The sequence below is a fragment of the Streptomyces tendae genome, assembly GCF_014650435.1.
GTDB classification, from domain to species: Bacteria; Actinomycetota; Actinomycetes; order Streptomycetales; family Streptomycetaceae; genus Streptomyces; species Streptomyces tendae.
In genome coordinates, this window is sequence record NZ_BMUY01000003.1 from 340,645 (window position 1) to 360,481 (window position 19,837).

The window sequence follows — 19,837 nt, forward strand, 5'->3', positions numbered from 1 at the left end:
CCGCGAGGACAGACGCCCCAATACCGCCAACGTGGCCCTGGTCACATCCACCCCCTCCCGAATACCTACAGACCCGGCCAAAAAAACACGTAACCCGGGCACGGATCACCCAAACCGGTCACCGGGCCCGGCCACGCACGGGCATTCACAACCCCGGGAACTGTGCCCGGGGGACGAATCGTCGAAGGAACACATGACGTCACTGCCGCATCGGCTCCTCCAGGCGCTCGACCGGTTCAACGCCGCTCACCCCTGGGACCACAACGCCCACTACCACCGCTGGCTCCTGCGGCAGCTCCCCCGCCGGTTCGGCAGCGCGCTGGACGTCGGTTCCGGCGCCGGTGACCTGGCCCGCCTGCTCGCCACCCGGGCCGACGAGGTCCGCGGCGTCGATTCGGATCCGGCGATCACCGCACGGGCACGCGCCCTGACCACCACGTCGACGGCGGCCTCCTTCACCGTCGCCGACGCCCTGACGGACCTCCCCGCCGGACCCCACGACGTCATCACCTGCGTCGCCACCCTCCACCACCTGCCGTTCACCGAGGCCCTCGACACCTTCCGTGGGCACCTGGCCCCCGGCGGCACCCTGGTCGTCGTCGGCCTCTATCGGCCGCGGACCGCCACGGACCACTTGCTCGGCGCGGCCGCCGTCCTCCCCAATGCCGCCCTCGGGTGGCTCAAGAACAGGGGCCGGGCCGCCGCCCCGCCCACCTCGATGACCGCCCGGACCCGCCCGGCCGACATGCCGTTCGCCGACATCGCCGAGGCGGCCCGCACGGTGCTGCCCGGCGCCCGACTGCGCCGACGCCTCTTCTGGCGCTACACCCTCACCTGGCGCCGCCCCTGACGGGCCGGATCCCCCTACGCTGAGGGCGACAAGCCCCGGGCCTACGCCGCGACGGGGATCCCGGTGTATCTGCTGATCGACCGGGACACCTGTGAGGTCAAGGTGCACAGCCGTCCGGACGGGGGCCGGTACGAGACCGTGCAGACGCTGCCGTTCGGCAAGGGGGTCGCGCTGCCCGAGCCGGTCGGGATCGCCCTGGCCACCGAGCCGCTGAAGAACTGGGTGCGCTGAGCCGGAGCCGGCGCAGGGGGCAAGCGGAGGCCCGGACCGTCAGGCGGAAATGCCGTCGATCCGGGCCATGGCGTCCTCCGCGCCGTACGGCTGCAAGTACGGCAACCAGCGCGGGTCCCGATGGCCGGTGCCGATGATGCGCCAGGCCAGACCGGTGGGCGGGGCCGGTTTGTGGCGCAGGCGCCAGCCCAGCTCGACCAGGTGGCGGTCGGCCTTGACGTGGTTGCAGCGGCGGCAGGACGCCACCACGTTGTCCCACGCGTGCAGGCCCCCGCGACTGCGCGGGATGACGTGGTCGACGCTGGTGGCGACGGCGCCGCAGTACATGCAGCGGCCTCCGTCGCGGGCGAACAGGGCACGGCGGGTGAGCGGGACGGGGCCCCGGTAGGGCACCCGCACGAACCGCTTGAGCCGGACCACGCTGGGTGCGGGCACGGTGACGGTCGCGCTGTGCAGGTAGGCGCCGGACTCCTCGAGGCACACGGCCTTGTTCTCCAGGACGAGGACGAGCGCGCGGCGGAGCGGTACGACGCCGAGCGGCTCGTACGACGCGTTGAGGACCAGGACATGCGGCACGGGTGCCTCCTTGGGCGTCGGCGGCGCGTGGCTCGCGCCGGGACGATCTGGTTCAGTCTCCCCTCATGCCTGGTCGTAGCGCCACCATGTCCCGGTAACGGGCTGGGAGTGTTTTCGACCACACGGAGCCCGTGGTCGCGGGCGTGACCAGTTCAGGCGTGGGTGAGCAGTGTCTCGCCCGCCCATTTCGGGCCGAACCGCGTCCGGTGCCCCGTTAGTGTGGTGCATCTGCCCGTCCGGTGACCTTTCCGTGACCTTGGACCGGACCTCGGACCGGACCGCGCAGGACGGGCCGCCGCACCTGGAGGTTTCCGCCGTGTCCCTGTCCGCCGCCGTCCTGCCCCTGCTGGCCGCCGGTCCCTCGCCCTCGCCGTCCCCGACGGCGCCGACCGTGCCCTCGCTGAAGGAGGCCCACGAGAGCGCGACCAACGCCGCGGGCTGGGTCGAGGAGAACTGGTCGACGTGGCTCGCGATCGGGCTCCGGGTGCTGCTGATCGTGGTGATCGCGCTGGTGCTGCGCGCCGTGGTGCGGCGGGCGATCACCAAGCTCATAGAGCGGATGAACCGCAGGACCGGCTCGTCGACCGGCACCGCGCTGAGCGGGCTGCTGGTCAACGCCGAGCGGCGCCGCCAGCGCTCCGAGGCCATCGGGTCCGTGCTGCGCTCGGTGGCCAGCTTCCTCATCCTCGGCACCGCGGCCCTGATGGTGCTCGGCACCTTCCAGATCAACCTGGCCCCGCTGCTGGCCTCGGCCGGTGTCGCCGGCGTCGCCATCGGCTTCGGCGCCCGCAACCTGGTCACCGACTTCCTGTCCGGCGTCTTCATGATCCTGGAGGACCAGTACGGCGTCGGCGACAGCATCGACGCGGGCGTGGCCTCCGGCGAGGTCATCGAGGTCGGGCTGCGGGTGACCAAGCTGCGCGGCGTCGACGGCGAGATCTGGTACGTCCGCAACGGCGAGGTCAAGCGCATCGGCAACCTCTCCCAGGGCTGGTCCACGGCCGGCGTGGACGTGACCGTCCGCTCCGACGAGGACCTGGACAGGGTGAAGGAGACCCTCTCCGCGGTCGGCGAGCGGATGAGCAAGGAAGAGCCCTGGAACGAGATGCTCTGGGGGCCGATCGAGACCCTCGGCCTGGATTCCGTCCTGCTGGACTCGATGGTGGTGCGGGTGTCCGCGAAGACCATGCCCGGCAAGTCGCTCACCGTCGAGCGCGAGCTGCGCTGGCGCATCAAGCGGGCCTTCGACGCGGCCGGCATCGCGATCGTCGGCGGCGCCACCGTCCCGCTGGAGGGCGCTCCGGCCGCCGCCGACCCCGCGGCGGGCGTCGCCGCGCCGTCGGCGTACGCGAGCTCCGTGTCGCCGCAGTCGATGGCGGCGTCCCCCATTCCACCGCCCAGCACCAGCAAGTAACCCGCGCCCGGTGCGCTTCCCGCCCCCGAGGTAACGACTGCGTTGCCTCGGGGGCGGTCTCTTGACGGCTCCTTGCGGGCGGGCCTACGTTCTCCAGCCAACAGGAAACTTTCCTAACAGACGCACCTGACAGGCGTCCGCCGGAACGTTTCCCGTGATCCACGCGGTGGACTTGTCCCACCGCCCCTGAAAAGCTGAGCGGTCGAGAGGCAGGTGTGGACACGCATGGCAGGAACCGCCGGTACGCCGGGCACCCCGCGCGTCCTGCGCGCCATGAACGACCGGGCCGCACTCGACCTCCTGCTGGAGCACGGGCCGCTGTCCCGGACCCGGATCGGCAAGCTGACCGGCCTGTCGAAGCCGACCGCCTCGCAGTTGCTGGCCAGGCTGGAGGCGGCGGGCCTGGTCCTGGCCGGGGGCACGACGGAGGGGCGTCCGGGGCCCGGCGCCCAGCTCTACGAGGTGAACCCGGCGGCCGCGTACGCCGCGGGGCTAGACGTCACGCCGGGCCGCATCCTGGCCGCGGTCGCCGACGTCACCGGACGCACGGTCGGCCGGTACGAGCTGCCCACCCCGGGCCGCCGCCCCGCCGTCCCCGTCGTCCAGCAGGTCACCGACGCGCTCGACGGCGCGGTGAAGGCGGCCGGGCTCGCCCGCGGCGACCTCCACCGCCTCGTCATCGGCACGCCCGGCGCCTTCGACCCGGGTACCGGGCGGCTGCGCTACGCCTCCCACCTGCCCGGCTGGCACTCCCCCGCACTCCTGGACGAACTCGCCGCCGCCCTGCCGATGCCGGTGGAGTACGAGAACGACGTGAACCTGGCCGCCGTCGCCGAGCAGCGCCTCGGCGCGGCCCGGGGGCACGAGGACTTCGTCCTGCTGTGGAACCAGGAGGGCCTGGGCGCCGCCCTGGTCCTCGGCGGCCGGCTGCACCGCGGCTGGACCGGCGGCGCCGGCGAGGTCGGGTTCCTGCCGGTGCCGGGCGCTCCGCTGGTCCGCAAGGTCAGCCGCACCGGCAGCGGCGGCTTCCAGGAGCTGGCCGGTTCCCAGGCGCTGGCCGGACTGGCCCGGGAGCTGGGGGTCGCCGACGTGCCGTCGGGGCCGTACACCGAGGTCGCCGCCGCCCTGGTGGCCCGCGCCGCACGGGCCGACGCCGACGACGACCCGCACCGCCGGCTGCTCCAGACCTACGCCACCCGCCTGGCCACCGGCCTCGCCTCCCTCGTCTCGGTCCTCGACCCCGAGCTGGTCGTCCTCAGCGGCACCTCCCTCACCGCGGGCGGCGAGGCACTGCGCGACCTGGTCCGGGACGAGCTGGAGGAACTGGCCGCCTCCCGGCCCCGGCTCGCCGTCGGTGACGTGACCGAGCACCCCGTCCTGCGCGGCGCACTGGAGAGCGCGCTCGCGACCACCCGCGACGAGGTCTTCGACACCTCGCGCTGACCCCCGCGCCACACGCTGACTCCACCCCGCGCCACCCCACTGGCTGCACCCCGCCCCACCCACCTGTCCCCACCCTGCCCCTGGGAGCTTCGCCATGCCCGGAATATCCAGAAAAGCGGCCCTCGCGGTCGCCGCCTCCGCCTCCCTCGCCCTGCTCGCCACCGCCTGTACCGGTCAGTCCGAATCCGGCGCCTCCGACGACCCGAACGCCGAGACCACCATCACCTTCTGGCACGGCTGGAGCGCCCCCGCCGAGGTGAAGGCCGTCCAGGCCAACGTGGACCGCTTCGAGAAGGCGCACCCCAACATCAAGGTGAAGGTCGTCGGCAACATCAACGACGACAAGCTCAACCAGGCGCTGCGCGCGGGCGGTTCGAACGGTCCCGACGTGGTGTCCTCGTTCACCACCTCCAACATCGGCAAGTTCTGCTCCTCGGGCGCCTTCCTCGACCTGAAGCCGTTCGTCGAGAAGTCGAAGCTCGACCTGGACGCGCTCATCCCGAAGCCGATGCTGGACTACACCCAGTTCGAGGGCACGCGCTGCGCACTGCCCCTGCTCGGCGACGCCTACGGCCTCTACTACAACAAGGACGCCTTCGAGGCGGCCGGGATCAAGGCCCCGCCGAAGACCTGGTCCGAGTTCGCCCAGGTGGCGAAGAAGCTGACGAAGACCAAGGGGGACGGGTACCAGCAGCTCGGCTTCATGCCGAACTACCACGGCTACGAGACCGTCGTCGACCACTACATGTCCCAGTGGGACCACGCCTACTTCGACGAGGACGGCAAGTCCAGCGTCGCGAAGGACCCGGCGTTCGCCGAGATGTTCACGTACCAGAAGAAGCTCGTCGACGACCTCGGCGGCTTCGAGAAGCTGGAGAAGTACCGCAACACCTTCGGCGACGAGTGGGGCGCCAAGCACCCCTTCCAGACCGGCCAGGTCGCCATGCAGCTGGACGGCGAGTGGCGGCTCGGAATGGCGAAGGACGCGGGCGTCGACTTCGAGATCGGCACCGCGCCGATGCCCGTCGCCGACGACGAGGTGGCCGAGTACGGCAAGGGCTTCCTGTCCGGCACCGTCATGGGCATCGCCCCGCAGAGCAAGAAGCAGAACGCCGCGTGGGAGCTGGTGAAGTACATGACGACCGACACCGGGGCCGTCGTCGCCTTCGCCAACGCCATCCGCAACGTGCCCTCCACCTTCCCGGCCCTCAAGTCGCCCGACCTGAAGACCGACCCGGAGTTCAGGACCTTCCTGGACATCGCCCAGCACCCCGAGTCGAACTCCCCGCCGGCCTCCGTCAACGGCGCCACCTACCAGCTGACCCTCCAGGACTTCGGCTACCAGTACGAGTCGGGCAAGGTGAAGGACCTCAAGGCCGGTCTGGAGAAGACGGCCGCGCAGATCGACCGCGACATCGCGCAGGCGAAGTAGCGGCCATGACCACGTCCATGTCCGCCAACACGCTCCGCGCGAAGCGCCGTTCCTCGGCGCTTCGGACGGCGGCCTTCATGTCGCCGTGGCTCGTCGGGTTCGGCGTCTTCTTCGCCTACCCGCTGGTGTCCACCGTGTACTTCTCGCTGATGAAGTACGACGGCTTCGGCGTCCCGGAGTTCCGGGGCCTGGAGAACTGGGCGTACGTCTTCCAGGACTACCCGCTGTTCTGGCCCGCGCTGCGCAACACGCTCTGGCTGGTCCTGGTGATGGTGACCTGCCGGGTGGTGTTCGGGCTCGGGGTCGGGCTGCTCATCACGAAGATCAGGACGGGCGCCGGGGTCTTCCGCACTCTCTTCTACCTGCCCTACCTCGCCCCGCCCGTCGCGGCGACGCTCGCCTTCGTCTTCCTCCTCAACCCCGGTACGGGGCCGGTCAACTCGGTCCTGGAGGGGCTCGGCGTACCGGCGCCCGGCTGGTTCACGGACGCCGCCTGGTCCAAGCCCGCGCTGACCGCGCTCGCGGTGTGGGGCGTGGGCGACCTGATGGTGATCTTCATGGCGGCGCTGCTCGACGTACCGAAGGAGCAGTACGAAGCGGCCGAGCTGGACGGGGCGTCGGCCTGGCAGCGGTTCCGGTTCGTGACGCTGCCGAACATCTCGCCGATCGTGCTGTTCGCCGTGGTCACGGGCGTGATCCAGACGATGCAGTACTACACGCAGCCGCTGGTCGCCGGGAAGGTCGCCTCCGGGATCATCGGCGGCTCCGGCCAGTCCTTCGAACCCGGCTATCCCGACAAGTCGACCCTCACCCTCCCCCAGCTCGTCTACAACCTCGGCTTCCAGCGCTTCGACTACGGCTCCGCCTGCGTGGTCGCGCTCGTGCTGTTCGCGCTGGCCATGGCGTTCACGGCGCTGCTGATGCGCCGCCGGGGCGGTCTGATCCAGGCAGGTGACCGATGACCACCCAGGTACCGACGGCCCAGGCGCCGGCGCGGCCCGCCGCGGCCGCCGGCCCGCCGCCCACCGAGGAGCGCACCGCCCGCCGGCGCGTGCTGCTGCACTGGATCGCCGTCCACTCGCTCGGCGTGGCCGCCGCGCTCTTCTTCACGCTGCCGTTCGTCTTCGTGGTGCTCACCTCGCTGATGAGCGACCAGCAGGCCCTCACCCGGGACCTGTGGCCGCACACCTGGGAGTGGGGCAACTACCGCGCGGTCCTGGACACGCCCGGCTTCCTCACCTGGTGGAAGAACACGCTGCTGTACGCGGGGCTCGGCACCGTGCTCACCGTGGCGTCGTCGATCCCGGTGGCGTACGCCCTGGCCAAGTTCCGCTTCCGGGGCCGGCACCTGTCCCTGATGCTGGTGATCTCGATGATGATGCTGCCCCCGCAGGTGATCATCATCCCGATGTACCTGTTCTGGGCGAAGCAGCTGGACCTGTCCGGCACGCTGTGGCCGCTGATCATCCCGATGGCCTTCGGCGACGCCTTCTCCATCTTCCTGCTGCGGCAGTTCCTGCTGACCATCCCCGACGAGTACCTGGACGCGGCGAAGGTCGACGGCTGCGGGGAGCTGCGCACCCTGCTGAAGGTCGTCCTGCCGATGGCCAAGCCGGGGATCGCGGCCGTGGCCCTCTTCCAGTTCTTCTACGCCTGGAACGACTACTTCGGCCCCCAGATCTACGCCTCCGAGAACCCCGGCGCCTGGACGCTCTCCTACGGCCTGGAGTCCTTCAAGGGCGCCCACCACACCGACTGGAACCTCACCATGGCCGCGACCGTGCTGGTCATGGCCCCCGTGATCCTCGTGTTCTTCTTCGCGCAGAAGGCGTTCGTCGAGGGCGTCACACTGACCGGAGTAAAGGGTTGATGACTGCATGAAACTCACCGTGGTCGGCGGCGGTTCGACCTACACGCCCGAACTGATCGACGGCTTCGCCCGGTTGCGGGACACGCTGCCCGTCGAGGAGCTGGTCCTCGTCGATCCGGCGGCGGACCGGCTGGAGCTGGTGGGCGGCCTCGCCCGCCGCATCTTCGCCAAGCAGGGGCACGGCGGCCGCGTGGTCACCACCTCCGACCTGGACGCGGCCGTCGACGGCGCCGACGCCGTACTGCTCCAGCTGCGGGTCGGCGGGCAGGCCGCCAGGCAGCAGGACGAGACCTGGCCGCTGGAGTGCGGCTGCGTCGGCCAGGAGACGACCGGCGCGGGCGGGCTCGCCAAGGCGCTGCGCACGGTGCCGGTGGTGCTGGACATCGCCGAGCGGGTGCGCCGGGCCAACCCGGACGCCTGGATCATCGACTTCACCAACCCGGTCGGCATCGTCACCCGCGCCCTGCTCCAGGCCGGGCACCGGGCGGTCGGGCTGTGCAACGTGGCGATCGGACTGCAACGGAAGTTCGCCGGGCTGCTCGGGGTGGCACCGGCCGACGTCCACCTGGACCACGTCGGCCTCAACCACCTCACCTGGGAGACCGCCGTACGGCTCGGCGGCCCCGAGGGCGAGGACGTGCTGCCCCGCCTGCTGGCCGAGCACGGGGAGTCGGTCGCCGCCGACCTGCGCCTGCCCCGCCCGCTCCTGGACCGCCTCGGCGTCGTCCCCTCCTACTACCTGCGCTACTACTACGCCCACGACGAGGTCGTCGAGGAGCTGCGCACCAAGCCGTCCCGGGCCGCCGAAGTGGCGGAAATGGAGCGGCAACTCCTCGAGATGTACGGCGACCCGGCCCTGGACGAGAAGCCCGAGCTGCTCGCCAAGCGCGGCGGCGCCTACTACTCCGAGGCCGCCGTCGACCTCGCCGCCGCCCTGCTCGGCGGCGCGGGCTCCCCCTACCAGGTGGTGAACACCTACAACCGGGGCACGCTGCCCTTCCTGCCCGACGACGCGGTGATCGAGGTGCCGGCGGCTGTGGGCGGCAAGGGTGCCTCCCCGCTGCCGGTGGCGGACGTGGACCCGCTGTACGCGGGGCTGATGGCGAACGTGACCGCGTACGAGGACCTGGCCCTGGACGCGGCCCTGCGCGGCGGCCGGGACCGGGTGTTCCGGGCGCTGCTCGCCCACCCCCTCGTCGGCCAGTACGCGTACGCCGAGCAGCTCACCGACCGGCTGATCGCGCACAACCGGGAGCACCTGGCGTGGGCCTGAGCGCGAGCGTCCTCGCCGTCGACGCGGGCAACAGCAAGACCGACGTGGCCGTGGTGGCGGGCGACGGGGAGGTCCTCGGCACGGCGCGCGGCGGGGCCTTCCGGCCGCCCGCGGTCGGCGTCGAGCGGGCCGTGGGCGCCTTGGCGGACGCGGTGGCACGGGCCTTCGCCGCGGCCGGCGTCACCTCCGTCGACCACGTGTCGGCGTGCCTGGCCAACGCCGACCTGCCGGTGGAGGAGGAACAGCTGGCCGCCGCGCTGCACGCGCGCGCGTGGGGCAGGAGTGTCGAGGTACGCAACGACACGTTCGCGGTCCTGCGGGCGGGAGTCGACGAACCGTTGGGCGTCGCCGTCGTGTGCGGGGCGGGCGTGAACTGCGTCGGCATGCGCCCCGACGGCCGCACCGCCCGCTTCCCGGCCATCGGCCGCATCTCCGGGGACTGGGGCGGCGGCTGGGGGCTGGCCGAGGAGGCGCTGTGGCACGCCGCGCGCGCGGAGGACGGCCGCGGCGGGCCGACGGAGCTGGCCCGCACGCTGCCGGCGCACTTCGGTCTCGACTCGATGTACGCCCTCATCGAGGCCCTGCACCTGCGGAGCGTCGAGCCGGGGCGGCGGCACGAGCTGACCCCCGTGCTGTTCGCCACGGCGGCCGACGGCGACCCGGTCGCGCGGTCGATCGTGGACCGGCAGGCCGACGAGGTGGTGGCCATGGCGGTGGTCGCGCTGACCCGCCTCGACCTGCTGGCCGAACCCGCGCCGGTCCTGCTGGGCGGCAGCGTGCTGGCCGCCCGGCACCCGCGGCTCGACGGGCGGATACGGGAGCTGCTGGCGGCCCGCGCCCCCAAGGCCGTGCCCCGGGTGGTGACGGCCCGGCCCGTGCTGGGCGCGGTGCTGCTGGGCCTCGACCACGTGGGCGCTCCGCCCGCGGCCGGGGAGCGGGCCCGCGCGCACTTCGCCGCCTGAGCCGGGCCGCCCGACCGCCCGAGCCGCCCGACCGCCTGAGCAACCGAGCCGCCTCAGCCGCCACGGGAACCGAACCGGTTCCCGTGGCGTATTCATGGGCAGGGGTGGTGCGTTGCACCGGGATCACATCAAGATCGGGTGAAGGCCGGTGCGAATGTCGGTGCCGACAGCGATACTTGCGGCGACGGATGACCATGGGGGAGGTCAGCAGTGACTCAACCGCCGAAGGGCAGCGCGGCACCGCCGCCGGACACGGCACCGCGGCGTACGGCCTTCGCCGAGGGCGTGGACCGGCTGCGCGCGGCCGCGGTCACCGAGCCGGGGCGGCTGCGCATCATCGGCGCGCTGCTCGCCGTGCTCGTCGTCGCCTTCGGCACCGTCACCGCCTGGCAGATGAACGCGCGGACCACGGCGGCCGACGACGTACTGACCCGCAGCCAGCCGCTCAGCTCCGCCGCGGCCGACATCTACCGCTCCCTCGCCGAGGCCAACACGGCGGCATCCAGCGGCTTCCTGGCCGGCGGCCAGGAGACGGAGGACTCCCGCACGCGTTACGACAACGGGATCCGCGCGGCCGCCGAGGGACTCGTGACGGCCGCCGCCAACTCCGAGCCGAAGTCCCCCGCGGCGACGACCATCGCGAAGCTCAACCGGCTGCTGCCCGAGTACAAGGGCCTCGTCGAGCGCGCCCGCACCTACAACCGCCAGGGCTTCCCCGTCGGCGGCGCCTACCTGCGCTACGCCAACGAGAAGATGCAGAAGGAGATGCTCCCGGCGGCGGAGGACCTCTACAAGAAGGAGAACCAGCGGCTGGGCGCCGACTACGGCGACGCCAAGCCCTACCCCTGGGCGGCGATCGCCCTCGGCGTCGTCCTGCTCGCCGCGCTGGCCTGGGCCCAGCACCGCAACTACCGCCGCACCAACCGCGTCCTGAACCACGGCCTGGTCGCCGCCACCGCCGCCTCCGCGGTGGTGCTGCTCTGGCTGGCCGTCGGGCACACCGTCGCACGGTCGAACCTGACCGACTCCTACGAGCACGGCGTGCGCTCCCTCAACGCGCTGAACGAGGCCCGCATCGCCTCCCTCAAGGCCCGGGGCAACGAGAATCTGACCCTGGTCTCCCGCGGCGCCGAGACGACCAAGGTGGGCGAGAGGACGTACGACTCCTACGACCTGGCCTTCGGCAAGAACATGGACAGCCTCGGCAAGGCGCTGGCCGAGGCGGGGCGGCTCGCCGACGACAAGTCCGGCGCACAGCCCGTCGACACGGCGAACGGCAACATGACGGAGTGGAAGAAGCGCCACACCTCGGCCCGGACGCAGGACGAGAACGGCAACTACCAGCAGGCGCTGAACCTGGTGATCGGCGGCGACGGCGCCACGGTGGAGTGCTTCTACGGCGTCGACGAGGCCCTCGCCACCGCCCTGAAGCACGAGAAGGCGGAGTTCGAGCAGGCGGCGGGCGACGGCCTGGACGCGATGGGCTATCTGCCGCAGGGCGCGGGCGTGCTCGCCGCGCTGGGTGCGGCCGGCGCGCTCATAGGCATCGGCCGCAGGCTGTCGGAGTACCGGTGAGCCGGGGCGCGGGCCCGGCGGACCGGTGGGAAGGGGTGCCCGTGAAGCCCGTGAGGCCGGTGAGGCCCGTGAAGACAGGACCCGTGAGAGGGGGCGTGAGGATGCGAGCGGGACGGTTGCGGACCGGCCTGAAGGGCTGGGGCGGCGTGGGGGCGATGGCCTTCGCCTGCGTCCTCGCGGTGCTGGCGGCCCTGCTCCTGCCGATGGTCCCCTGGCACGGCACGGGCGGTGGCGGCGGTGCGGACGACGACGGCCACGGCGTCGCCCACGGCAGCCAGGCGCGGGCCGCGCAGGAGTGCACGGACCCGGAGAAGCAGACCCTCGCCCCGTCCGGGGACGACGGGCCCACCATCGACGCGATCCGCGCCCGCGAGGGCGAGAAGCGCAAGCTGGTCGTCGGCGTCGACCAGAACAGCTACCGCTGGGGCTACCGCGACCCGAACAGCGGCGGCGACGCCGAACTGGAGGGCTTCGACATCGACCTGGCGCACCGGATCGCCAAGGACGTCCTCGGCGACGCGGACGCCGTGCAGTTCAAGGCGATCCCCACCGACCAGCGCATCCCCGCGATCCAGGACGGCCGGGTCGACATGGTGGTCCGCACGATGACCATCAACTGCGACCGGCTGGAGGACGTCGCGTTCTCCGCCCCCTACTTCAGGACCGGCCAGCAGGTGCTGGCACCCAAGTCCTCGAAGATCACCGGGTACGACGGCACGCTGGCCGGCAAGGAGATCTGCACGGCGGCCGGTTCGACGGCGCTGAGCACGCTGGAGCAGGACCAGAAGGACGGCAGGCTCGCCGAGGGCGTCGACCTGCGCACCACCGTCCCCAACCAACTCGACTGCCTGGTAAGGCTCCAGCTCGGCGAGGTCGACGCGGTCGTCACCGACGGCGCACTCGCCGCCAGCCAGGCCGCGCAGGACCCGACGGTCGAGCTGAAGGGCGACGCCTTCACGACCGAGTACTACGGCGTGGCGATGAAGAAGGACGCCGACGATCTGGTACGCCGGGTCAACCAGGTCCTCGAGGAGTGGCGCGCGGACCGGGCCGGCGGCTGGCAGCACTCGTACGAGGAGTGGCTGTCGGAGACCATGGACGACGCGGCGAAGTCGCTGCCGCCGACCCCGCAGTACCTGCGCACGAGCTGACCGGCGGCGGCGCGGGAGAAGACAGAGCACACGCACGGCACACGCAAGTCCGCGACGGCGAGAGGTGATCGATGGGCGACACGGGACCCACCGGGCCGGTGATGGACCGGGACGAGGTGGACCGTGCGCTGGCGCGGCTCGGCGCGGAGCACGAGGCGATCGAGACCTCGCTCCTCGCCCTCCAGGACCACGCGGGCCGCAGACTCCTCGAGGGCGCCGAGCTGACCGGCGTCACCGCCGAGCGCTGGAGCGCCGCGGAGGCGTCGATCACGCTGCTGTGGACCTACTTCGACGCGTACACGGGCGCGCTGCGCACCGCCCGCGAGATCCGCTCCCGGCGCCGCTGGTCCAGCCGCGAGGACCTGGTGGAGCTGACGGAGCTGCTGCGCGGCGAGGCCGTCACGGTGGCCGGCTCGGCCGCCGCCACCGCCAACGCGCCCACCCTGCACGGCGGTCCCGGCCGGCTCAGCGAGCGGTACTCGCTGGTGACGCTGGTCGAGCGGATGAACCAGCTGTACGCGACCTCCCTGGACATGGTGGTCGCCGCCGACGCGGTGTGGTCGGCGCTGCCCGCCCGGATCGATTTACTCGCCGCCGAACTGGGGCGCACCCGCAAGCTGGCGCACTCCGTGGGCGTGCGCCCCGGGGAGCACCCGGCGGGCGACGACCTGGACCGGATCACCCGCACCCTGACGCGGCTGCGCGAGCAGGCGGTCTGCGACCCGCTGGCCTTCTGGACGCCCGCCCAGGGCAGTTCGGCGCCGGGCGGCGGCCGTCCCGACACCACGGTGTACGACCGGGAGGCGCGCGCCCTGGAGGAGGTGCGCCGCGAGATCGACGCGGTGCTGGCCGTGCGCCAGGACGCCGAGCAGCGGATCGTGCGGCTGCGGGACGTGCTCTCGCGCGCGGACCGCACCCTCGCCGAGGCCCGCACCGCGCGGGGCGAGGTGCTGGCGAAGATCGCCGCGACCGAGGTGCCGGTGGTCGGCGGACCGCCGATCGTGCTCCAGGAGCAGCTCGCGGCGGCCGCCGAGTACCGCAGGCACGCCCAGTGGCACCGGCTGTCGCCGCTCCTGGAGTCCCTGGAGGAGAAGGCCGAGGACGAGCTGCTGCGGGCCCGGGAGTCGCTGACGGCGGTCACCGCGCCGCTCGCCGTCCGTGCCGAGCTGCGCGGCCGGCTGGACGCGTACAAGGCCAAGATGGCCCGGCTGGGCCACGCCGAGGATCCCGAGCTGGCCGAGAAGTACGAGAAGGCGCGCCGCATGCTGTGGAGCGCGCCCTGCGACCTGCGCGTCGCCGAGCAGGCCGTCCTGCGCTACCAGCACGCGGCGGCCGAACTGCTCGGCACCGCCCGGCGCGTGCCCGGCCAGGGCGGACCGGTGGACCGGACGGGACCCGGCGCATGAGCGAGGACCGGAGCGACGAGGGGGAGGCAGCGTCATGAGCGAGGCAGGACGGACGTGTCAGCGTCCCGGCTGCGACGGGACGTACGAGGACATGGGCGGCGGCGAGCTGTACTGCGACACGTGCGGTCTCGCGCCGGTCGTCGCCGCGGGCGGCGCGCTCGGCGCGACACCGACCGGCGTGGCCGGGGGCGGGGGCCGCGGCTCGCGGGGTTCCTCGGGCAGCGGCGGCTCACGCTCCAGCGCCCGCAGTTCACGCACGTCGTCCCAGTCGTCGCGCTCGTCGAAGTCCCGGCGCTCGGTGTCCGGGCGGCTCTCCCGAGCCGTCTCGGGCCGCTCCACGGGCCGTTCGGTGTCGGTGCGCAGCTCCGGTTCGGGCGCCGGTTCCACCGGGCGCGGGCGCCTCGGCGTCGGTCTCGTCGAGGTACCGGCGGTGCCGCGGCCCGACCCGCGCGAGATGGTGATGGACCACCCGGAGGTGCCCGAACGCAAGCGGTTCTGCTCGCGCTCGGACTGCGGGGCGCCGGTCGGGCGGTCGCGCGGCGAGCGGCCGGGCCGCACGGAGGGCTTCTGCACCAAGTGCGGCCACCCGTACTCTTTCGTGCCCAAGCTGACGGCCGGGGACGTGGTGCACGGCCAGTACGAGGTGGTGGGCTGCCTCGCGCACGGCGGGCTCGGCTGGATCTACCTGGCCGTGGACAAGGCGGTCTCCGACCGCTGGGTGGTCCTCAAGGGCCTGCTGGACACCGGCGACCAGGACGCGATGGCGGCGGCGATCTCGGAGCGGCGCTTCCTCGCCGAGATCGAGCACGCCAACATCGTGCGGATCTACAACTTCGTCGAGCACCTCGACCAGCGCACCGGCTCCCTCGACGGCTACATCGTCATGGAGTACGTCGGCGGCAAGTCGCTCAAGGAGATCGCCAACGCCCGGCGCTCCCCGCAGGGACGGCGCGACCCGCTGCCGGTCGAGCATGCCTGCGCGTACGGCATCGAGGCGCTGGAGGCGCTCGGCCACCTGCACAACCGCAAGCTGCTGTACTGCGACTTCAAGGTCGACAACGCCATCCAGACCGAGGACCAGCTCAAGCTCATAGACATGGGCGCGGTACGCCGCATGGACGACGACGAGTCGGCCATCTACGGCACGGTGGGCTACCAGGCCCCGGAGGTCGCCGACGTCGGCCCGTCGGTGGCGTCCGACCTGTACACGGTCGGGCGGACCCTCGCCGTGCTGTCGTTCGACTTCCAGGGCTACACCACCGTCTACGCGGACTCGCTGCCCGACCCGGACAGCATCGAGGTCTTCCGGCAGTACGAGTCGTTCTACCGGCTGCTGGTGCGGGCCACCGACCCGGACCCGGCCCGCAGGTTCGCCTCCGCGCAGGAGATGGCGGAGCAGTTGACGGGCGTGCTGCGCGAGGTGGTCTCGCTCCAGACGGGCCGCGCCAGGCCCGCCGTCTCCACCCTGTTCGGGCCCGAGGTGCGGGTGACGGACACGGAGCTGTTCCCGCGCCTGGACGGCGAGGTGTCGCGGCTCGGGGCCAGGGTGCCCCCCGCGAGAGGACGGCGGGGCGGCTCCGGTGCGGCCCTGCCGGGCGCGGGACCCGTGCCCGCGCTGCCGGGCGGGTCCGGTCCCGCCGTGGGCGCGCCGGGCGGGACCGTCGCGCACGCCCCGCCGGCCGGCCCGGGCACGGGGGCGGCGGGTACGCCGGTGGCCGTGTCCGGGGGCGCGAGCGCCTCGCTGCCGGGTGCGGTCAGCGCGGTCGGCGGTCTCGGCACCGGGGCCGCCGGACTGGTCAAGGACGCCGACGCGCCCTCCGCGTCGCTGGCGCTGCCGGTCCCCCGGGTCGACGCCGGTGACCCCAACGCGGGCTTCCTGGCGGGCCTCATGGCGTCCGCGCCGGCCGAGCTGCTGACCGCGCTGGCCGCGGCCCCGGCGCCGTCGACCGAGACCCGGCTGCGGCAGATCCGGGCCCGGCTGGAGAACGGCGACGCGTCGGGCGCGCTGGAGGCACTGGAGGCCCTGGAGGGCGAGCGCCCCGACGACTGGCGGGTGGTCTGGTACCGCGGTCTCGCGGCGCTGGTGACCGACGCCCACGAGGACGCCGCGCTGGCCTTCGACGCGATCTACGACGCCTTCCCCGGCGAGATCGCGCCCAAGCTGGCGCTCGGCCTGTGCGCGGAGGTGCTGGGCCAGCTCGACAACGCCGCCGAGTACTACCGGCTGGTGTGGTCCTCCGACCCGAGCCATGTCAGCGCGGCGTTCGGCCTGGCCCGGGTCCAGCTGGCCGCGGGCGACCGGGCCGGTGCCGTACGGACCTTGGAGTCGGTGCCGGAGTCGTCCGTCCACTGCACGGGGGCGCGGGTGGCGGCCGTACGGGCGCGGTTGCGGCAGCGCACCGCGGCCGCGGGCGACCTGCAGTTCCTGGACGACCTGATCGCCGCCGCGCGGCAGGTCGAGGCCCTGGACGTGTACGGTCTGGATCCGGCGCGGCGCGAGCAACTGTCGGCCGAGGTCCTCGGTTGCGCGCTGGACTGGGTACTCTCCGGAGGTCGGGGTTCCGTCCCTCCCGCCGCCGGGGGACGGACGCTGCTCGGCAGCGGCCTGGACGAACGCGGCCTGCGTTTCGGCCTGGAGCGTTCGTACCGCACGCTGGCCCGGCTGGCGCGGGGCGGCGAGGAGAGGATCGACCTGGTGGAACGTGCCAATCGTTACCGCCCCCGGACGTGGGTGTAGTTGATGTCGCAGATGCCCCAGCAGGCCGCTGTGTCGAAGTGCCCGAGCTGCGAGGAACCCCTCGAGCCGGGTGACCGTTTCTGCGGTGCGTGCGGATACGACCTGTCCGTCGTGCCCGCGCGGCCCGAGGACAGTCCGACCCTGGCCATCCACGGCGTGGTGCCCGCGCCGGACGACGTGGACTGGCCCGTGGCCCGGGACTCGGACGGCCACGGCCACCCCGCGCCCGTGCACGCGGCGGCCGAACTGCCGGGCACCGACTCGGGCGGCTCCCCGCTGCCGCCGCCCCCGCCCGCGGCGCCCCCCTCGGCTCCGGCGGTTCCGGTGGCTCCGGCCGGGTCGCCCGCGACCGGAGTGCGGTTCGACCGGCCGGGCGAGCCCGAGGAGTACCCCTTGCAGGCGCCCGACCCGCGGCTGACCGCCGAACCGGCCCCGGTCCCCGGGCAGGCTCCGGCGCCCGAACCGGCCGCGGCCTCCCGGCAGCCCGCACCGGACGCGGCCGAGAAGGTGTGCGTGGCCTGCCGCGCGGGCCGGGTCGACGACGACGGCTACTGCGAGAACTGCGGGCACGCCCAGCCCCGCGAACGCGACCACATGGAGCAGGAGTCCGGACCGATCGCCGCCGTCAGCGACCGCGGCCTGCGCCACCACCGCAACGAGGACGCGTTCTCGGTGGGCTGCACCGCGCTGCCCGACGGCGCCCCCGCCTCCGTGGCGATCGTCTGCGACGGCGTGTCCTCGGCGACCCGCCCCGACGACGCCTCCCTCGCCGCGTCCCGGGCGGCCGGCGAGACGCTGCTCGGCGCCCTGCCGCGCGGCACGCACCCGCAGCAGGCCATGCACGACGCCATCCTCGCCGCCTCGCAGGCCGTCAACGCGCTCGCCGACGAGCCCGCGACCGCCCGCGAGCAGGCCCCGCACCAGAACGCGCCCGCCTGCACCCTGGTCGGCGCCGTGGTCACCGCGGGCCTGCTGGTCGTCGGCTGGGTCGGCGACAGCCGCGTCTACTGGGTCCCGGCCGACCGCACCACCCCGCCCGCCCGGCTCACCGAGGACGACTCGTGGGCCGCGCAGATGGTCGCCGCCGGTCTGATGAACGAGGCCGAGGCCTACGCCGACGAGCGCGCCCACGCGATCACCGGCTGGCTGGGCGCCGACGCCTACGAACTGGAGCCGCACACCGCGTCCTTCAAGCCGGACCGCCCCGGTGTGGTCGTGGTCTGCACGGACGGCCTGTGGAACTACGCGGAGTCCGCCGAGGAGATGGCCGAGGCCGTACCCCTGGACGCCGCCGCCCGTCCGCTGCACGGCGCCCGCGTCCTGGTGGGTCACGCCCTGGACGGCGGGGGCCACGACAACGTAACAGTGGCCCTCCTGCCGTTCCCGGCCCCGTCGCAGGGGGCAGGATCGGCCTGAGGCCCCCGCACGGACACGGTTGGCGGGGCGGCCTCGCGGACCGCAGGGGGCGGTCCGCGCCAGCAAGCCAGGACCCCCGCCACTGGGGGACGTAGAGGGGGATGCGATCCGGCATGGCCAATTTCTCGAAGTCGAACGTGCCGCAGTTCGCGGTGGACGTCTACCAGAACGAGTACCTGCCCGAGGGCGGCCGTGAGGTCAACGCCATCGTCACGGTCACCGCGACCGGCGGCGGCACCGTCGGGAGCGCGGTCGCCGCGCCCCACCTGTACTCGCCCGGTCAGGGACCGTCCGCCGCCGTGGCGTTGATGGTCGACTGCTCGGGCTCGATGGACTACCCGCCGACCAAGATGCGCAACGCCCGCGACGCCACGTCCGCGGCGATCGACACCCTGCGCGACGGCGTGCACTTCGCCGTGGTCGGCGGCACGCACGTGGCCAAGGAGGTCTACCCGGGCGGCGGCCGGCTCGCCGTCGCGGGCGACACCACCCGGGCGCAGGCCAAGCAGGCGCTGCACAGCCTCAGCGCGGGCGGCGGCACCGCCATCGGCACCTGGCTGCGGCTGGCCGACCGGCTGCTGTCGACCGCGGACGTCGCCATCCGGCACGGCATCCTGCTCACCGACGGCCGCAACGAGCACGAGTCGCCCGAGGACCTCAAGGCCGCGCTCGACGCCTGCGCCGGACGTTTCACCTGCGACGCCCGCGGCGTGGGCACCGACTGGGAAGTGAAAGAAGTCACAGGGATCGCCTCGGCCCTGCTCGGCACCGCCGACATCGTCGCCGATCCGGCGGGCCTGGCCGCCGACTTCACGCGGATGATGGAGACGGCCATGGGCAAGGAGGTCGCGGACGTGGCGCTGCGGCTGTGGACCCCGCTCGGCACCACGGTGAAGTTCGTCAAGCAGGTCGCCCCGACGGTCGAGGAACTGACCGGCCGCCGCACCGAGGCGGGACCGCGGGCCGGCGACTACCCCACCGGTTCCTGGGGCGACGAGTCCCGTGACTACCACGTCTGCGTGGAGGTACCGGCCGCCGGCCTCGGCCAGGAGATGCTGGCCGCCCGCGTCTCCCTGGTCATCCCGGAGCCCGGGGGCAGCGTCCAGAACCTCGGCGCGCAGGGTCTCGTACGGGCCGTGTGGACGGACGACATGACGGCCTCCACGTCGATCAACCCGCAAGTCGCCCACTACACCGGGCAGGCCGAACTGGCACAAGCCATCCAGCAAGGGCTGGATCTTCGCAAAGCGGGAGACATCGATGGAGCAACGGCCAAACTGGGCCGCGCGGTTCAGCTCGCCGGAGCCTCCGGAAACGCCGATACGGCGAAACTGCTTGCGAAGGTGGTGGACGTAGTGGACGCGGCGGCAGGTACTGTGCGACTGAAAGCGAAGGTCGAGGAGGCCGACGAGATGACTCTCGAGACCCGGTCGACAAAGACTGTTCGTGTAAAGAAGTGACGCACACCAACCGCGCGACACTCCCGCAAGAGAGGGAAGCT

Annotated in this window: 15 protein-coding genes and 1 pseudogene; 15 read left to right on the forward strand and 1 reads right to left on the reverse strand. The window is 72.9% G+C overall.

Going from position 1 to position 19,837, the window contains the following annotated elements; genetic code table 11:
- The first annotated feature begins 193 nt into the window (after positions 1-193).
- Both IE258_RS10220 and IE258_RS10225 read left to right on the forward strand, forming a co-directional pair.
- Positions 194-850 (forward strand): class I SAM-dependent methyltransferase, encoded by a 657-nt coding sequence (locus tag IE258_RS10220; RefSeq protein ID WP_189741862.1) that lies wholly within the window; start codon positions 194-196, stop codon positions 848-850.
- Positions 851-877: 27 nt separating this feature from the next.
- A pseudogene (locus IE258_RS10225) lies at positions 878-1,081 on the forward strand (Uma2 family endonuclease); the annotation flags it as partial.
- A gap of 39 nt (positions 1,082-1,120) precedes the next feature.
- Here IE258_RS10225 and IE258_RS10230 read toward each other — a convergent pair.
- A complete protein-coding gene (locus tag IE258_RS10230) occupies positions 1,121-1,657 on the reverse strand; it encodes an HNH endonuclease (RefSeq protein ID WP_061444733.1) in 537 nt (178 codons plus the stop codon).
- A 316-nt stretch (positions 1,658-1,973) separates the two neighbouring features.
- Between IE258_RS10230 and IE258_RS10235 the strand changes: the two genes are divergently transcribed.
- The 13 genes from IE258_RS10235 to IE258_RS10295 all read left to right on the forward strand — a co-directional run bounded on the left by IE258_RS10235 (position 1,974) and on the right by IE258_RS10295 (position 19,796).
- A complete protein-coding gene (locus tag IE258_RS10235; RefSeq protein ID WP_506417433.1) occupies positions 1,974-3,071 on the forward strand; it encodes a mechanosensitive ion channel family protein in 1,098 nt (365 codons plus the stop codon).
- A gap of 225 nt (positions 3,072-3,296) precedes the next feature.
- Positions 3,297-4,514 carry an ROK family transcriptional regulator gene (locus tag IE258_RS10240; RefSeq protein WP_189741865.1) on the forward strand — a complete coding sequence of 406 codons (1,218 nt, stop codon included), beginning with the start codon at positions 3,297-3,299 and terminating at the stop codon, positions 4,512-4,514.
- 94 nt (positions 4,515-4,608) lie between these two features.
- On the forward strand, positions 4,609-5,946 hold the full coding sequence (locus IE258_RS10245) for an ABC transporter substrate-binding protein (protein ID WP_189741868.1): 1,338 nt from the start codon (positions 4,609-4,611) through the stop codon (positions 5,944-5,946).
- Between the two features lie 17 nt (positions 5,947-5,963).
- The gene (locus IE258_RS10250) at positions 5,964-6,908 is read left to right on the forward strand and encodes a carbohydrate ABC transporter permease (RefSeq protein ID WP_189742635.1); all 945 of its coding nucleotides are present in this window, start codon (positions 5,964-5,966) and stop codon (positions 6,906-6,908) included.
- On the forward strand, positions 6,905-7,816 hold the full coding sequence (locus IE258_RS10255) for a carbohydrate ABC transporter permease (RefSeq protein ID WP_189741871.1): 912 nt from the start codon (positions 6,905-6,907) through the stop codon (positions 7,814-7,816). The genes IE258_RS10250 and IE258_RS10255 overlap by 4 nt, the downstream gene beginning before the upstream one ends.
- 7 nt (positions 7,817-7,823) lie before the next feature.
- Positions 7,824-9,089: a 6-phospho-beta-glucosidase gene (locus IE258_RS10260; protein WP_189741874.1), complete on the forward strand. Its 1,266-nt coding sequence runs from the start codon at positions 7,824-7,826 to the stop codon at positions 9,087-9,089.
- Complete coding sequence (locus tag IE258_RS10265) at positions 9,080-10,051, forward strand: N-acetylglucosamine kinase (RefSeq protein WP_189741877.1); 972 nt, start codon at positions 9,080-9,082, stop codon at positions 10,049-10,051. The genes IE258_RS10260 and IE258_RS10265 overlap by 10 nt, the downstream gene beginning before the upstream one ends.
- Before the next feature lie 210 nt (positions 10,052-10,261).
- Positions 10,262-11,626: a GlnX family signal transduction membrane protein gene (locus IE258_RS10270; protein ID WP_189741879.1), complete on the forward strand. Its 1,365-nt coding sequence runs from the start codon at positions 10,262-10,264 to the stop codon at positions 11,624-11,626.
- A 101-nt stretch (positions 11,627-11,727) separates the two neighbouring features.
- Positions 11,728-12,777 (forward strand): glutamate ABC transporter substrate-binding protein, encoded by a 1,050-nt coding sequence (locus IE258_RS10275; protein ID WP_159329585.1) that lies wholly within the window; start codon positions 11,728-11,730, stop codon positions 12,775-12,777.
- 71 nt (positions 12,778-12,848) lie between these two features.
- The gene (locus IE258_RS10280) at positions 12,849-14,183 is read left to right on the forward strand and encodes a coiled-coil domain-containing protein (RefSeq protein WP_189741882.1); all 1,335 of its coding nucleotides are present in this window, start codon (positions 12,849-12,851) and stop codon (positions 14,181-14,183) included.
- Between the two features lie 34 nt (positions 14,184-14,217).
- Entirely contained in the window at positions 14,218-16,920 is a 2,703-nt protein-coding gene (locus IE258_RS10285; RefSeq protein ID WP_189741885.1) for a serine/threonine-protein kinase, read from the forward strand.
- 3 nt (positions 16,921-16,923) lie between these two features.
- Complete coding sequence (locus IE258_RS10290; RefSeq protein WP_189741887.1) at positions 16,924-18,336, forward strand: PP2C family protein-serine/threonine phosphatase; 1,413 nt, start codon at positions 16,924-16,926, stop codon at positions 18,334-18,336.
- Between the two features lie 113 nt (positions 18,337-18,449).
- Entirely contained in the window at positions 18,450-19,796 is a 1,347-nt protein-coding gene (locus IE258_RS10295; protein WP_189741890.1) for a vWA domain-containing protein, read from the forward strand.
- The last annotated feature ends 41 nt before the right edge of the window (positions 19,797-19,837 follow it).